The 14,745-nt window shown below is 43.8% G+C and carries 16 protein-coding genes; 6 read left to right on the top strand and 10 right to left on the bottom strand.

The window, feature by feature from the left end:
* Positions 1-108 precede the first annotated feature (108 nt).
* From AB4484_RS22595 to ttcA, 4 genes are all read left to right on the top strand, one after another.
* On the top strand, positions 109-936 hold the full coding sequence (locus tag AB4484_RS22595) for a hypothetical protein (protein ID WP_048612081.1): 828 nt from the start codon (positions 109-111) through the stop codon (positions 934-936).
* Positions 929-1,777, top strand: a complete 849-nt coding sequence (locus AB4484_RS22590; RefSeq protein WP_372080507.1) for a glucosaminidase domain-containing protein — start codon at positions 929-931, stop codon at positions 1,775-1,777. Before AB4484_RS22595 ends, AB4484_RS22590 begins: the two co-directional genes overlap by 8 nt.
* Before the next feature lie 123 nt (positions 1,778-1,900).
* Positions 1,901-2,551, top strand: a complete 651-nt coding sequence (locus AB4484_RS22585; RefSeq protein WP_372080505.1) for a DUF2987 domain-containing protein — start codon at positions 1,901-1,903, stop codon at positions 2,549-2,551.
* 320 nt (positions 2,552-2,871) lie between these two features.
* Positions 2,872-3,765: a tRNA 2-thiocytidine(32) synthetase TtcA gene (gene ttcA / locus AB4484_RS22580; RefSeq protein ID WP_017059635.1), complete on the top strand. Its 894-nt coding sequence runs from the start codon at positions 2,872-2,874 to the stop codon at positions 3,763-3,765.
* A gap of 122 nt (positions 3,766-3,887) precedes the next feature.
* Here the strand turns inward: ttcA and uspE are convergent, their stop codons facing one another.
* The 10 genes from uspE to ccoN form a co-directional block, all read right to left on the bottom strand.
* Positions 3,888-4,838: a universal stress protein UspE gene (uspE, locus tag AB4484_RS22575; RefSeq protein ID WP_017070547.1), complete on the bottom strand. Its 951-nt coding sequence runs from the start codon at positions 4,836-4,838 to the stop codon at positions 3,888-3,890.
* 132 nt (positions 4,839-4,970) lie between these two features.
* Positions 4,971-5,717 (bottom strand): FNR family transcription factor, encoded by a 747-nt coding sequence (locus AB4484_RS22570; RefSeq protein ID WP_017059637.1) that lies wholly within the window; start codon positions 5,715-5,717, stop codon positions 4,971-4,973.
* Positions 5,718-5,803: 86 nt separating this feature from the next.
* Positions 5,804-6,478, bottom strand: coding sequence for a sulfite exporter TauE/SafE family protein (locus tag AB4484_RS22565; RefSeq protein WP_050634304.1), 675 nt, complete (start codon positions 6,476-6,478; stop codon positions 5,804-5,806).
* Positions 6,468-6,704 carry a cbb3-type cytochrome oxidase assembly protein CcoS gene (ccoS, locus tag AB4484_RS22560; protein ID WP_050621316.1) on the bottom strand — a complete coding sequence of 79 codons (237 nt, stop codon included), beginning with the start codon at positions 6,702-6,704 and terminating at the stop codon, positions 6,468-6,470. Before ccoS ends, AB4484_RS22565 begins: the two co-directional genes overlap by 11 nt.
* The gene (locus AB4484_RS22555; protein WP_372080503.1) at positions 6,704-9,076 is read right to left on the bottom strand and encodes a heavy metal translocating P-type ATPase; all 2,373 of its coding nucleotides are present in this window, start codon (positions 9,074-9,076) and stop codon (positions 6,704-6,706) included. The genes ccoS and AB4484_RS22555 overlap by 1 nt, the downstream gene beginning before the upstream one ends.
* A 5-nt stretch (positions 9,077-9,081) precedes the next feature.
* Positions 9,082-9,561, bottom strand: coding sequence for a FixH family protein (locus AB4484_RS22550; RefSeq protein ID WP_017059641.1), 480 nt, complete (start codon positions 9,559-9,561; stop codon positions 9,082-9,084).
* A gap of 108 nt (positions 9,562-9,669) precedes the next feature.
* Positions 9,670-10,644, bottom strand: coding sequence for a cytochrome-c oxidase, cbb3-type subunit III (ccoP, locus tag AB4484_RS22545; RefSeq protein WP_017063857.1), 975 nt, complete (start codon positions 10,642-10,644; stop codon positions 9,670-9,672).
* A complete protein-coding gene (locus AB4484_RS22540) occupies positions 10,644-10,817 on the bottom strand; it encodes a CcoQ/FixQ family Cbb3-type cytochrome c oxidase assembly chaperone (RefSeq protein WP_004733679.1) in 174 nt (57 codons plus the stop codon). Before AB4484_RS22540 ends, ccoP begins: the two co-directional genes overlap by 1 nt.
* Before the next feature lie 9 nt (positions 10,818-10,826).
* Positions 10,827-11,447, bottom strand: coding sequence for a cytochrome-c oxidase, cbb3-type subunit II (gene ccoO, locus AB4484_RS22535; RefSeq protein ID WP_017059643.1), 621 nt, complete (start codon positions 11,445-11,447; stop codon positions 10,827-10,829).
* Between the two features lie 11 nt (positions 11,448-11,458).
* A complete protein-coding gene (ccoN, locus tag AB4484_RS22530) occupies positions 11,459-12,892 on the bottom strand; it encodes a cytochrome-c oxidase, cbb3-type subunit I (RefSeq protein ID WP_009846707.1) in 1,434 nt (477 codons plus the stop codon).
* A 252-nt stretch (positions 12,893-13,144) separates the two neighbouring features.
* Between ccoN and AB4484_RS22525 the strand changes: the two genes are divergently transcribed.
* Positions 13,145-13,510, top strand: a complete 366-nt coding sequence (locus AB4484_RS22525) for a hypothetical protein (RefSeq protein ID WP_048610975.1) — start codon at positions 13,145-13,147, stop codon at positions 13,508-13,510.
* A 115-nt stretch (positions 13,511-13,625) separates the two neighbouring features.
* On the top strand, positions 13,626-14,745 hold a 1,120-nt coding region (locus tag AB4484_RS22520), incomplete at its 3' end, for an FIST signal transduction protein (RefSeq protein ID WP_372080501.1).

The raw sequence follows: 14,745 nt of genomic DNA, 5'->3' as shown, positions 1-14,745 counted from the left end.
TGTTACAGATTCATATTTTAGTTTGTATCCGACATATGAGTATAATGAAGGTAATTTTTTATCAATAAGTTAGGTGGCTTCGCTTAATCGGCACACCTAGGTATCAATATGAACAACGACATCGAAAAAGATTTTAATTTGGGCGGTAGTATCAACCGTGCACTTTCTGGCGATTATGAGCTCAAAGCAACGGCTGTATTCCAAGAAGCTTGGAAACATACGATAAGTCACTTTCTTTCGTTTTCCCCAGCGATTATTGCTTTGATGTTTGTGCAGCTCGCTATCTTTTATATCGCACTAAAACTACAGCTTGGTGATCCTGCGGTTATCTTGGATGCGGTTATCGACCCAGAATCGTTCACGCCACAAATTGTTGAATCGATTTTTATTGCGAACTTTAGCTATGAAGTGATCAGCGCACCTATCTATGCCGGTATCTGTTTAATGGCAATGAGCCACGCCGCTGGCCTACAAACCAAAGTACGCCACATCGGTAAAGGTTTGCAGTTTACGGTTCCGGTTATTCTAGTGACTTTGTTTAGCCTAATGCTTCAAGGCATCGCAGGTATGATTCTGCCATTCTTGTCGATTTACTTCTCGCTTGCGTTCAGCCATTCAATTCTGCTGATTTGTGATAAGAAAGTGCCGCCAATGCAATCGCTGCTGCTTTCATTAAGAGCAGTAAATAAGAAGATCTTCGTAGTCGCGTCTATCTACTTAATGGTTATGTTGATGTTCATCGTGGCTGCAATGATGTACGGCATTGGCTTAATCTTCGTTCTTCCGTTCTTCTTCCACGTGAAAGGTATCCTTTACCGTGAAATGTTTGGCATCAAATTGAAACTGATTGCTTCAGACCGTCCAAAGAGCGATGACGATAACAACGACAGCAATAACGACGACAATAACAAAAACCCACAGGTGTTCGATGCATAAAGACACACAGGCAAGCACAAGCAAATCACTTGCGCTTAAAGTGACGGCACTGGCTCTTGTTGGCTCTATTTCACTGATTGGTCCTTATATTTACCAAGAAGAAGAGCGTCGACGAACGACAGAGCAGAGCTCCAATTCAGCTGACCAGTTTGGTGACTTGACGGTTTCTTCGAGCACACCAAACTTTGCGGCCATCGAAGATGTGAATGAGAAAAAGGACACGTTCTTTTCGTTCCTACGTCCAAGCATCAATATCGAAAACAAACGTATCACCAAAGAGCGCGCGTTTTTAACTAAGCTCTCTGAGTCTGGTTTAAGCAGTATTGATTCTGAAGATGCGTCTTATGCGAAAAGGTTAGGGAAGTTGTACAGCCTGCCAGTCCCTAGTGAAGGTTTGGATCAGGCATGGCTGGCAGAGATGCTTAACCGCGTGAATGTGCTGCCAGAGGCGCTTGTACTGACACAGGCAGCAAATGAGTCAGCTTGGGGAACGTCGCGTTTCGCTACTAAAGCCAACAACTATTTTGGACACTGGTGTTATACCAAAGGTTGTGGCCTTGTTCCGCTACAACGTAACGAAGGTAGCTCGCATGAAGTCGCCACATTCTCTTCAAGCCAAGAATCTGTACATCGTTACTTCATGAACCTTAATCGTAATCGTGCTTACGCCGATCTAAGAGCGATTCGTGCAAAACTTGCTGCGCAAGGTGATGATCTTTTAACAACCGCAACGGCGACAGAGCTCACCAATGGCTTGTTAAAATATTCTGAGCGAGGTTCCGACTATGTGACTGATTTACAAGCTATGATCCGTCACAACGAGGTATACTGGAAAAAGTAACTCATTTTGATACCAACTTAGTTGCCTTCGATAGTCGGCTTGTACCAAGTAATATCACAAAAAGAGCAGCTCATTGGCTGCTCTTTCTATTTATAAACGCTCAACTTCGACAAGATTATAATAATGAAAAAGACAGCACTCGCTTTATTAGCCTCATTAAGCCTTGGGGTTTCTCTTCCTGCTTCAGCGCAAGAATACATGTTCACGTATTCTAAGCTTTATACTCAGTTGAAAAACAACACCAAAGAAGGGCATGATGATGTCAAAGTTGCGGTCTTCTTTGTTGATCAACAAGCTCAGCAAACCTGTCACATCAGCAAAGCTTGGATGGAAAAAGAAGAGCACTACGAAGAGCTAAAAGTCTCTCCTGCCAATGAACTGCTTCTACCGGTAGATCAAAATCTACGCTCAGCAAATCCTCTTATCTTTGTACAAACTCAAGAACAAGAATGTGCGTATTCTTTAGTTGTGATGACTCAAGAGCCTTTAGTTGGCACTGTCGAAGTTGCACAGATAGAAAACCTATTACCACAGATGCAGGCGATGCTTGAAGACGTCAGCGGCATGTTCTCTGGTTGGTTCACACCAGATATCCAAGGGCTAACGCTAGAGTTCGCTAATAAGCTGGAAGGCAACATCGAGCTTTCAAATGGTAAGCAACTACCAATCAAAGAAGGGCGAGCGAAATTCACCTTAGACGAACTGAATGGAAGTGACAGCATCACGTTACCAGAACCAACAGTTCGCGTATTGCCGTACATTCCCGCGCAATAACTTTTAACGGAATCATGGTTAGTGAAGTAAAAGCTTAGCGAAATCATTCCCCTAAGCTTTTACGACATATCTTAAAGCAGCCTCATCGAATTAGATCAGGCTGCTTTTCTTTATCTGCGATGCCAACCGAGAGCATGTAAAGCCGCGTTTCTCTATCAGCTAGAGAGCTTATCGAACAATAAAAGCAGAATCTTTCTATTACTCAGCTTGTTTATCCTGCCGTTACTATTTCAACATTAAATAAAAATCCGTATAATCCACGCCCTAAAACAGTCCCACTAGCAATCTACAGTCGGTAATACGACGGTGTGAGAGTCGCAATGAACCAAAACGATAATAGAAAAGAAACACTTGAATTCAACAAACTTCAGAAACGTCTGAGAAGAAATGTTGGAAATGCCATCATCGACTACAACATGATCGAAGAGAATGACGTAGTAATGGCATGTATTAGTGGCGGTAAAGATTCATTTGCGATGCTAGACATTTTGCTACGTTTACGTGAAGCAGCACCGATCAAATTTGATGTTGTGGCAGTAAACCTAGATCAAAAACAACCTGGGTTCCCTGAACACATTCTTCCTGAGTACTTTGAAACGTTGAACATTCCTTACTACATCGTAGATAAAGACACGTATTCAGTAGTTAAAGAGAAAGTGCCAGAAGGCAAAACAACGTGTGGCCTATGTTCTCGTCTTCGTCGTGGTACTTTGTACTCATTCGCAGAGAAGATTGGAGCAACTAAGATCGCACTGGGTCACCACCTAGACGACATCGTTGAGACCATGTTCCTAAATATGTTCCACGGTGCGCGCCTAAAGGCTATGCCACCAAAGCTTCGTTCAGATGATGGTCGTAACGTTGTTATTCGTCCACTGACTTACTGTCGTGAAACGGACCTAATCAAATACGCTGAGCACAAAGAGTTCCCAATCATTCCTTGTAACCTATGTGGCTCTCAAGAGAATCTACAGCGTCAGAACATTAAAGCGATGCTAATTGATTGGGATAAGAAAACGCCAGGTCGTGTTGAGAAGATCTTCAAGTCAATCCAGAACGTAAGCCCAAGCCAACTGGCTGACCGCGAGCTGTTTGACTTCGTGAACCTTCCACTGGACCGTAGTGAAGACCGCAAAGCATACGAATTCGAAGAAGCAGAAATTTCATCTTCAAACATTGATGAGTCAATGTTCATCGACGTGACGAACGTTTAGCCATTTGATTCGATAAAGATGCTGCTAGCCATTCTGTGTTTGGAATGGCGTTGCTCTAGACAAACAGTAACGCCTCAAGCAATGCTTGAGGCGTTTTTTTATAAGTTAAACTTGTCGCCGGCTCAACCTTTCGAAAGGTTAGGGTCTAGTGGGCTGACGTAACCAGACGGTTTAAGAGCCAACACATCACAGTTAATCTTGTCGATAACATGTTCCGCGGTATTACCAATAAACACGGCAGACAAGCCAGTACGACCCGTTGTACCCAGGATCACCATCGCAGCGTTATTTTCAGAAGCGACACGAGGAATAACATCTTCAGGCAAGCCTTGCTCGACCACAGTTTGCTCTTCACACATACCGTGCTTCTGGCGCAATGCTTTCATTGCTGTTAAGTGATGACCACGAACCGCGTCGGTATAAGACGTTGGATCAAACTCTGGCAGTTCAATGGTAATATTCGCAGGTGTCACCGGGTAGGCATTCACCAAGAAAGGTTCCGCATCCAAACGACCGGTGATCTCTAGCAATCTGTCGACCATCGTATCGTTAAGCTCTAAATGAGCTTCTGTTTCAGAGCCAACGTGAACGGAAGCAAAAATCTTCGCGTGATCTGGCCAGAAATCGTTTTTAACCAATAGCACTGGGCTAGGGCACTTTCTCAATAAGTGCCAATCGGTTGGAGTGAAGATGACAGACTCCAAAGTATCGTGCTTACGCGTGCCTTTGATTAAGATGTCGTGCTCGCCGCTGTAAACCTCGGCAATGATCGCTTCGTACGGGCGATTATGCCAAACCACTTGTACATTAAATTCAATAGAATCATCTAGGTAAGGTTCTGCGACTTTATTCATCCAAATTTCGCGTTGATGAATTACGCCTTTGCGCATTGCGTCTCTTTCATCGATAGAGAGCATAGATGTCATTTCATACGAGAAGTCGTATATCGACAAAAAGAAAGTGATGTGGCTTGTTGAGGTGCTTTTCTTAGCAAGTTGGATAGCACGAACTAGAGCAGGTTGCTCATCGTGATTAATGTCTGCGACAACTAAAATTTTGTTATAGATACTCATAACTAAGCCTACTTTTCAGACCGAACATATAAATAATGTAGCGTAGTTATGGAGAGATTAAGAGAAATATAAGAGGTTTTAAGAGAGAAACATGATGTAGCTCATTATTGAACTACATCATTGATATCTAGACTATTCTTTTGAAACGCCAGCAAGTTCCATCAACGCATCGTGATCTTCGATAGTGATATATTTGCCTTTAACGCTCAAGATGTCTGCTTTTTGGAAACGACCTAGAAGACGGCTGATCGTTTCAACAGTCAAACCAAGGTAGTTACCAATATCGCCACGAGTCATCGTTAGGCGGAACTCACGCGGGCTGAAGCCACGCTGAGAGAAGCGAGTAGAAAGGTTGTAAAGGAATGCAGCAAGACGCTCTTCCGCGTTCTTCTTAGAAAGAAGCAGAATCATTTCTTGGTCACCTTTAATCTCGTTACTCATCAGGCGCATAATTTGCTGACGCAATTTAGGCATTTTTCCTGATAGGTCATCAAGAATCTCATATGGGATTTCACATACCATAGAAGTTTCTAGCGCTTGTGCGAAACTAGGGTGTTGGTCACCAGTAATCGCATCGAAGCCAACAAGATCGCCCGCTAGATGGAATGCAGTAATCTGCTCATCACCTTGCTCGGTAATCGTGTAGCTCTTGATCGTTCCAGAGCGAATAGCATATAGAGATTTAAGCTCGTCACCGGCTTTAAATAACTCTTGGCCTTTTTGAATAGGCTTTTTTCTCTCAATGATCTGATCAAGTTGATCGAGTTCAGATTCATTCAAAGTAAACGGAATACAGAGCTGGCTAATACTACAATCCTGGCAATGGATCGCACAGCCACCAGACTGAACACGTTTCGTCACAGGCTTTTCAGAAATCATAACAATCTTTCACTATTTGATATACGTCAATATTTTAGCATTCCTTTATCCAGTTGGGTAGTAAAAAAACCGGATTTAAAGATTGCCTATACGGTATAAATAATGAGCTGCAATGCCATATATCCGGTATAGAAACCATAAAGGAGGATTAAAATTGCGCCTAATTGGCGAAATAAGTCAGCTTGTTGCAGTTTTTTGAGGAAATTAGCGCCCATACCAACGGTGAGCATTGCTGGAAGCGTACCTAAACCGAAAGCAAGCATGATACCAGCTCCGTTGTACCAACTTCCTGATACGGCTGCCCACGTAAGCATAGAGTAAACCAAGCCACATGGTAGCCAACCCCAAATAAAGCCAAACGGCAAAGCGTGGCTAGGGTGCTTCAATGGTAGAAATGATTTACCTAAAGGAGAGATATAGCGCCATAGCTTCTGTCCGACTTTTTCAAAGAACAACAAGCCGAACCACCATTTACCGATATACAAACCTAAGATGATCATAAAGGCAGCAGCAAATAATCGCAGCCAACCCAGCAGAGCGTTAAAATCGCTTAGCTGACCTATCGAAGAGATTGCACCGCCAATCACACCACCAATTACGGCATAACTTAGCAAGCGTCCTAGATTATAAAGTAGGGGAATAACAGGGGAGGGTTTACTGTTGCCAATCGAAAGAAGCGACGCAATACCACCACACATTCCCATGCAGTGGCCTGCGCCGATCAATCCAACAACAAAGGCTCCGATCCAATCAGGCGTCATCGTTCTTTTTGTCTACGTTAGTTTGGCTTTCGGTGTTAGCTTTCTCATTCTTGACAGGTTTGCTATCAGAATGGTTGTGAGCCTTTTCGTCTTCATCAAACAGAATGTTGTGACCTTGACGTTCTAGGTCTTCAAACTGTTCGCTCTTCACCGCCCATAGAAAAATACCAACAGCGATGCACACCAGAACAATCGCAATGGGGATCAGAATGTATAAACTTTCCATTATTTACCTTGCTCTTTTAAAAGCCTTAACGAGTTAGACACAACAATAATAGAGCTGGCAGACATGCCCACAACGGCAATGTATGGAGCAACCAAACCCGCTACGGCCAATGGAAGGATCAGTAGGTTATATCCTAATGACCAAGCTAGGTTTTCACGGATTATCTTACGCGTTTTTAATGCCAAAGTACGCGACTTAAGTAATCTATCGAGCTTATCACCCAATAACACCATATCTGCAGAGGCTTTCGCCACATCGGTACCGCCGCCCATAGCAACGGAAAGGTGAGCACCCGCAAGAATAGGGGCATCGTTAATACCATCGCCAACCATCATGGTAATATCACTTGTATCTCGAGAGTTCAGGTAAGCAAGTTTATCTTCAGGTTTCGCGTTAGCAACAATATCAGTAATCCCGATCTCTTCAGCAACAGGCTTAGCGTTAATCAAAGAATCGCCAGTCAGCAGAGTCGTTTTGATTCCCGCTTCTTTAAATTGCTTAATAAACTCGATGCTTTCTTTGCGAATGGGATCTTCATAAGTAAATGTCGCGATATGACGGCCCGCCATCGACAAGTAAATGCCGTTGCTTTCCGATGGTTGAGCTTCACCTAGAATGAATTCGCTACTACCAATCGCAACTTCTTGGCCGTTCCACTCACCAGTGATGCCTGAACCAATCACGTTATTGACAGACTCTACTTCGATATCATCTGAAATATGAGTCTTGAACGCTTTAGCTATAGGGTGGTTAGCGTGTTGTTCCAGGCTCGCCGCTACTTTGAGACAAGTGTCTTTATCAAGTTCAGCGAAGGTTTCAACTTGGCTGATACGAATATCACCCTCAGTCAATGTGCCTGTTTTATCGATGATCAAGTGATTTACTTTACACAAGGTTTCGAATACGTGGCCTTTGCGCAGCAAAATACCGAAGTTACCCATGCGAGACGTTGAGCAAGTAATCGCCGTCGGTGTTGCCAGTGACAGAGCACAAGGACACGTTGCTACTAATACCGAAAGCATGATCCAGAAAGCGTCTTCTGGTCGTGTTTGGTGCCAGTAAAACCAAGTGCCGAATGAGATGATTAAGATCACCGCAACAAAGTATCGCGCTACCACATCGGCAATTTCAGCAATTCTAGGCTTAGACAGTTGCGCTTCATCTTGCAGGCGAACGATATTGGAAATAACCGAATCCGCTTTTGACGTCATTACTTCCAATTCAAACGATTCATCACCATTCAATGTACCAGCGAAGACGGTATCGCCTTCGTTTTTGACCACATGGATGGATTCGCCAGTCAGCATCGATTCATCGATATGGACTCTGCCTGACAATACTTTGCCATCGGCAGGAATGTGTTCACCCGGAAGAACGCGAATTTGGTCGCCAACTTTTAAGGTTTTTACCGGAACTTGTTCGCCATCTAACGTTGTTGCCATAGCAGGAACGAGCTTAAGCAGGTTACCACTAGCAGCGGCTGCTTTACGGCGAGCGCGCATTTCAAGGAAACGACCAAGCAGTAAGAAGAAGGTAAACATCGAGATAGATTCGAAGAATACTTCACCTTTTTCAGTCACCGTTGCGACCAAACTTGCAACGTAAGCAAACAACAGAGCGATCGACACAGGTACATCCATACCAAGTGTTCGACCTTTGAGGCTACGCCACGCGTTGATATAGAAAGGCAATGCAGAGTAGAGCAGAACCGGTGTTGCGAAGATTAAGCTCACCCAACGGAAGTAGCTTTTGAATTCGGGCTCAAGGTTACCAAAGACTTCAAGATAAAGCGCCACAGCCAGCATCATGACCTGCATGGTTGCTAAACCAGCAATACCAAGACGATAGAGATAATTCTTCATCGATCGATGATAGGCGGCTTCTTGTTGATCAGCTTCGAATGGTGCGGCTTTGTAGCCTAGGGTATGGATTGCAGACAACAGCTCGCTCAGTTTCGTCTGAGTGTTGTCCCAACTGAGCAGGGCGCGGTTAGTCGTGGTATTAACACGAATACTAACAACCCCTAACTTTGAAGAGACTTGCTTTTCAATAAGCCAAGCACAAGCAGCACAAGAGACACCCTCTAGTGACAATGTCACCTCAGAGGTATTTTCAGAGTTACGGACGAACTCCAATTGAACATCTTCGTTGTCGTAATGACTGAGTGCCAGAAGTTGCTCTGGCACGAGGTCCGCTTTTTCAGCTGGAGCGGTACGATATTGGTAGTAAGAGACCAAGCCGCTATCAACGATTGTCTGGGCTACGGTTTCGCAACCCGGACAACACATAGGTCGCACAGATCCTAAGATTTCTACTTTAAAATCCGTTTCCGCTGGTACATCTTCACCGCAGTGATAACAGGATTCACACATAAGCTTTAGTTCGTTAGTTGAGTAGGAGTATCAATAGGGAAGTTCATGCGACCTTGCACTAACCATTCAGAATCATGCGGAGAAAGCTCGATAAACCATGGACCTTGCATTTCATGGTCCAGAGTCAACGTGTAGTTGCCTCTCGCATCAGCGGTCAGTAGCTGAGTAAAATCACGATCAGGCAGCGTTCGGTGCACGAACATTGCGCTAATAGCAGGGAAGTGGTCTAGCTTGCCTTTGTCTAGGGTAATGATAACTGAGTTACCTTTCTCGCTAACTGAAGCTGATAGGCCAAGCTCTTTAGCAACATTTACTTTCGAAATGTCGACATTAATACCTTTACCTTTTTTATAGTAATCTTCAGTGACAACGTTAACTGAATGGTTGGTAAGTATCGCGACTCGAACCAATGTTAGCATAGAAACGCCAACGGTTAGGAAGATCAAAAACCACGGCCAAAACTGCTTATACCAAGGTTGTTCCATATTATTATTCTCAATATATACAATGAAATAAAACTAATTTTTACAAACACTTAAGGTTATAACTGTAAAAGAAAGACAGCCCCTTAAGAAGGGGCTGTTATTATTATGTTACTCTTTATCTGAGTTGCTGAGGCTCCAGACATAGGCAGAGACGAGCTGAACCTTATCCTCACCGAGGATGTCCTTCCAAGCCGGCATTACACCAGAACGTCCGTACATGACTGTTTCCGTCACATCAGCGCGAGAATCGCCGAATAGCCAGTCACGGTCAGTCAGGTCAGGGGCGCCAACAGCAGGGTTACCCTTACCATCAGTACCGTGACACGCTGCACACACTACAAAGCGAGCTTTACCAGCTTCTGCTTCACGTGCGTTTACGCTACGACCAGAAAGGCTAAGCGTGTAGCTAACTACTTCTTTTACGCCTTCTTCGCCAAGAGCGTCTTTCCAACCTGGCATTTGACCGACACGACCATGCATGATGGTAGTAACGATAGCTTGTGGTTCACCACCATATAGCCATGCGTCATCAGTTAGGTTCGGGAAACCTTTCTGACCACGTGCATCAGAGCCGTGACACTGAGAACAGTTTTGTAGGAACAAACGTTGGCCCACTTTGATTGCATCAGCATCTGATGCAATGTCAGGGACAGAACGTAGACCATTTTCGTCGTGAGCTAGCTTTCTGAATGCTTCACCAAAGTAGGTGTCTGCATCATCAAGCTCTTTCGCGTATGCATCTAACTGTTTGTTTGCTTGCGCAGCAGCGATTGCAGAGCGAGACTCTTCTACGCTACGAACTGTTTGGTTTGAACTCGTCCAACCTAGTAGACCTTTAAAGTTGCCAAGGCCTGGGTATAGAGCTAGATAAACAGCTGCAAACACAATTGTGCTAACGAAAAGGTATGTCCACCATTTAGGTAGCGGGTTATTAAGCTCACGAATACCATCGTATTCATGGCCCATATCCTGACCTTCTTCTACACCTGTTTTATCGTTGGAACACCAACGAAGTAAGGCTGCACAGCCAATCAATGTACCGATTGTGATTACTGTTACCCAAATACTCCAGAATGTACTCATTACTTCGTCACTCCTTGATTTTTATCTTTCGCAGGTGCTTCATCAGCGAACACTAGGTTTGCATCTTCGTCGAAGCGCGACTTACGATTTTTACCGAAAGCCCACCAAACGATGCCGATGAAACAAGCAAAAACAGTAACAGTCCAAACACTTTGAAATGTAATAATGTCCATAATTATTCCTTATTTCATTGCGTGGCCAAGCGATTGAAGGTAAGCGATGATTGCATCCATCTCTGTTTTTCCTTCAACATCTTGTTTAGCGTTAGCAATTTGTTCGTCTGTGTAAGGAACACCAAATTGATTACGGAAGATTTCAAGCTTCTGTTTAGTCAATTTGCCATCAAGTACATTCTCAGCAAGCCATGGGAAACCAGGCATGTTTGATTCAGGAACAAGTTCACGAGGGTCGATAAGGTGAACACGGTGCCACTCATCAGAGTAACGATCACCAACACGCGCTAGATCAGGACCAGTACGCTTAGAACCCCATAGGAATGGGTGTTCCCAAACACTTTCGCCAGCTACAGAGTAGTGACCGTAACGTTCAGTTTCAGAGCGGAAAGGACGAATCATTTGGCTGTGACATACGTTACAACCTTCGCGAATGTAGATATCACGACCTTCCATTTCCAGAGCAGAGTAAACGCGTAGATTTTCTACAGGTTCAGTTGTCTGCTTTTGGAAAATAAGCGGGGTAATTTCTACTAAAGCACCAAAACTGATAGCAATAACGATAAGAATCGCTAGTAGGCCAACGTTCTTCTCTACCAACTCATGGCGATTATTTGAATTTGAGCTCATTCTAAATCTCCTTAAGCCGGTTGAGGGATAGCTTTAAGGCTATCTTTAGGTGCAGAAACAGTTTTGTACGTGTTGTATGCCATTAAGAACATACCAGATAGGAAGATGAAACCACCTAAGAAACGTACAAAGTAGAACGGGTAAGACGCTTCTACAGATTCAACGAAGCTGTAAGTTAATGTACCGTCAGAGTTAACTGCACGCCACATCAGACCTTGCATCACACCAGAGATCCACATTGCAACAATGTAGAAAACCGTACCAATCGTTGCTAACCAGAAGTGAACATTGATTAGAGATACAGAGTACATACGCTCTTGACCAAATAGTTTAGGAACTAAGTGGTAAACCGAACCGATAGAAACCATTGCAACCCAACCTAACGCACCAGAGTGAACGTGACCGATAGTCCAGTCCGTGTAGTGAGATAGTGCGTTAACCGTTTTGATTGCCATCATTGGGCCTTCGAAAGTCGACATGCCGTAGAATGATAGAGAAACGATTAGGAAACGTAGGATTGGGTCGTAGCGAAGCTTATGCCACGCACCAGATAGAGTCATAATACCGTTGATCATGCCACCCCAAGATGGAGCAAACAGAACCAAAGACATAACCATACCTAGAGATTGAGTCCAGTCAGGAAGTGCAGTGTAGTGTAGGTGGTGAGGACCAGCCCAGATATACAGAGACACGAGAGCCCAGAAGTGAACAATCGACAAACGGTAAGAGTAAACAGGGCGACCAGCTTGTTTAGGAACGAAGTAGTACATCATACCTAGGAAACCAGCTGTCAATAGGAAGCCTACCGCATTATGTCCGTACCACCATTGCACCATTGCATCGATCGCACCGGAATAAATCGAGTACGATTTAAACGCGGAGACAGGAACAGCTAGGCTGTTAACGATGTGCAACACGGCAACCGTGATGATGAAGGCTCCGAAGAACCAGTTTGCTACGTAAATGTGCGATGTCTTACGTTTAATCATGGTTCCGAAGAACACGACCGCATAAGCTACCCACACAAGAGTAATAGCAATATCGATTGGCCATTCAAGTTCTGCGTATTCTTTACCAGAGGTTAAACCTAACGGTAAAGTAATTGCAGCGGACAGGATAATCGCTTGCCAACCCCAAAAGGTAAAGGCTACGAGAGGGCCACCAAAGAGACGCGTCTGACAGGTACGTTGTACAACATAATATGATGTTGCAAACAGCGCACTTGTACCGAACGCAAAAATAACCGCATTAGTATGCAGGGGACGTAAACGACTGTACGTCAACCACGGCGTATCAAAGTTTAGCTGTGGCCAAACTAATTGAGCGGCAATCAAAACACCAACGCCCATACCGACAATACCCCACAAAATTGTAACTAGGGTAAATTGACGGACGACCGTATAGTTGTAGTTTTGTTCAAGCTGCTTTTCTTGGCTCATTTGCATGCTTCCAATTTCTTATTTACTACACTTTACTTCCAACACGACTCACGTCGTAATGCCACCCAAATTAGAAAAGGAAATTCAGCCTATTCAGGGCTTTATTTCCACTTGCTGATTTTAAAAAAAAGTGGCATTTTCAACGCGACACTATACTTGAATTAACAAATCAATGACAGAGTAGTAACCTTACGCTTGGTCTGGAATTGGATTTTTATTTAAAAACTTTGAACTTTGTAACAAGGAGTAAAGATTATAATGGCGGCACAAAAGCTAACAAAAGGCAGGCTTGTTCAAATTATCGTCATGTTGGTTATTTTAATAGCTGCATTTACTTGGAGAACAGTAACATACGATAATAACGAAACAGTAAACTGTATAGTTTCAAAACCTTGTGAATTTGGTATTGATAATCATAATGTTTTAATTTCGGGCGATAACCTAGGATATTCGATCGAAACATCTAAAACTGGCAAATTTATCATTAGCTATAATGAAAGCGGAATTCTGGAAGAAAAAGGGCCATCAAATTGGCTGTTACAAACTAATGATAAGACCTCCTCAATAACGGTTACATTTCCACAACAGGTGAGCACGTTTTCTGTAAACTTGTCCAAAGAGTAACAGAGATAAAACTGGGGCACGCCTCGGGTCTTTTGATAGAAATATATACCAAATCAGTGAAACACAATGCATTAAAGTGTTATAAAGAGAACATTAATAAAGTTACCCAGAATCTATGAAATTTCTATCAAAAGTCTCTTACTCCCTAGACGATAAAATCGCAGTAGATGAGTTGCTCAGCGGGGTGGAAAACCCTGACGATATTGCTTGTCTTATTTGCTACTGCACAGAAGAGTATTCGACACTCGCTGTACAGAGATATTTCGTAGATGCTCTCCCGAATACTCCCATACATGGCTGTACTACTTGTCACGGCATTATGACTGAAACTGGTTTTCATTCTGGTCCAGTCATTGGCGTCCTCATTATTTATGACTCGGGGATCAACGCCTATGGTACGGGAATCGAACATTTCAGCGACTCCATAGGCCGCAGTACCTTCAGCGCGATAGACAAAGCACTCAAGAACGCCAACCGAGAAGGTGAAATCCCTGATCTTATCTTGTTGCATTCCACACCGGGTAACGAAGAAAAGGTGATGGCGGCTATCGATAAGAAATTTGGTACTGAAGTGCCAATTATTGGTGGCAGTGCTGCAGACAATCAGGTTTCAGGAAACTGGAGTATCTTCACCGAAGAGTCGCTGTCTATAAATGGTGTCTCTTTAACCGTAGTGTTTGCGTCTCAGTCCATCTATTCCTCTTTCAGCGCCGGTCATACACCCACGCGCTATTCAGGCACCGTGACAAAAGTAAGAAACCGAATATTGTTGGAGATAGACCACAGGCCAGCCGTCACCGTTTATAACGAATGGACTAATTTCCACTTAGGTGGCAGTGATGATGGTTATATCTTCGAAAAGTCGTCAGTCTACCCATTAGGCAGGAAAGTTGGCTCTTCTTACGATTACCCATATTTCAAATTGTCTCATTCGATCAGAGAGACGGAGTGTAATGGGATTGAGCTGTTCACAGACATCAGTGAAGGCGACACCATCTACCTGATGCAAGGGTCTAAGCAGCAGTTGATTAGCCGGGCTGCGAATATCATTCACTCCTCATACTACAACGACATGGATCTTGAAGAGAAACTAGGGGCGATCAATATCTTTTGTGCCGGTCCAATGTTGAACCTTAAACAAGATATGGATGAGGTTTGTGACCAAATAAATCAAGCACTTAATGGGCTTCCATACATATGTCCATTTACGTTTGGTGAACCGGCGACGTTGTCGC

Source organism: Vibrio sp. 10N.261.46.A3 (assembly GCF_041472995.1).
Lineage (GTDB): Bacteria > Pseudomonadota > Gammaproteobacteria > Enterobacterales > Vibrionaceae > Vibrio > Vibrio coralliirubri.
This window is presented reverse-complemented; position numbering and strand designations above follow the sequence as displayed.

Bases quoted from the DNA above. Each gene is read 5' to 3' on its own strand.
- AB4484_RS22595 (WP_048612081.1), top strand. From the start codon at position 109: ATGAACAACGACATCGAAAAAGATTTTAATTTGGGCGGTAGTATCAAC.
- AB4484_RS22590 (WP_372080507.1), top strand. From the start codon at position 929: ATGCATAAAGACACACAGGCAAGCACAAGCAAATCACTTGCGCTTAAA.
- AB4484_RS22585 (WP_372080505.1), top strand. From the start codon at position 1,901: ATGAAAAAGACAGCACTCGCTTTATTAGCCTCATTAAGCCTTGGGGTT.
- ttcA (WP_017059635.1), top strand. From the start codon at position 2,872: ATGAACCAAAACGATAATAGAAAAGAAACACTTGAATTCAACAAACTT.
- uspE (WP_017070547.1), bottom strand. From the start codon at position 4,838: ATGAGTATCTATAACAAAATTTTAGTTGTCGCAGACATTAATCACGAT.
- AB4484_RS22570 (WP_017059637.1), bottom strand. From the start codon at position 5,717: ATGATTTCTGAAAAGCCTGTGACGAAACGTGTTCAGTCTGGTGGCTGT.
- AB4484_RS22565 (WP_050634304.1), bottom strand. From the start codon at position 6,478: ATGACGCCTGATTGGATCGGAGCCTTTGTTGTTGGATTGATCGGCGCA.
- ccoS (WP_050621316.1), bottom strand. From the start codon at position 6,704: ATGGAAAGTTTATACATTCTGATCCCCATTGCGATTGTTCTGGTGTGC.
- AB4484_RS22555 (WP_372080503.1), bottom strand. From the start codon at position 9,076: ATGTGTGAATCCTGTTATCACTGCGGTGAAGATGTACCAGCGGAAACG.
- AB4484_RS22550 (WP_017059641.1), bottom strand. From the start codon at position 9,561: ATGGAACAACCTTGGTATAAGCAGTTTTGGCCGTGGTTTTTGATCTTC.
- ccoP (WP_017063857.1), bottom strand. From the start codon at position 10,644: ATGAGTACATTCTGGAGTATTTGGGTAACAGTAATCACAATCGGTACA.
- AB4484_RS22540 (WP_004733679.1), bottom strand. From the start codon at position 10,817: ATGGACATTATTACATTTCAAAGTGTTTGGACTGTTACTGTTTTTGCT.
- ccoO (WP_017059643.1), bottom strand. From the start codon at position 11,447: ATGAGCTCAAATTCAAATAATCGCCATGAGTTGGTAGAGAAGAACGTT.
- ccoN (WP_009846707.1), bottom strand. From the start codon at position 12,892: ATGCAAATGAGCCAAGAAAAGCAGCTTGAACAAAACTACAACTATACG.
- AB4484_RS22525 (WP_048610975.1), top strand. From the start codon at position 13,145: ATGGCGGCACAAAAGCTAACAAAAGGCAGGCTTGTTCAAATTATCGTC.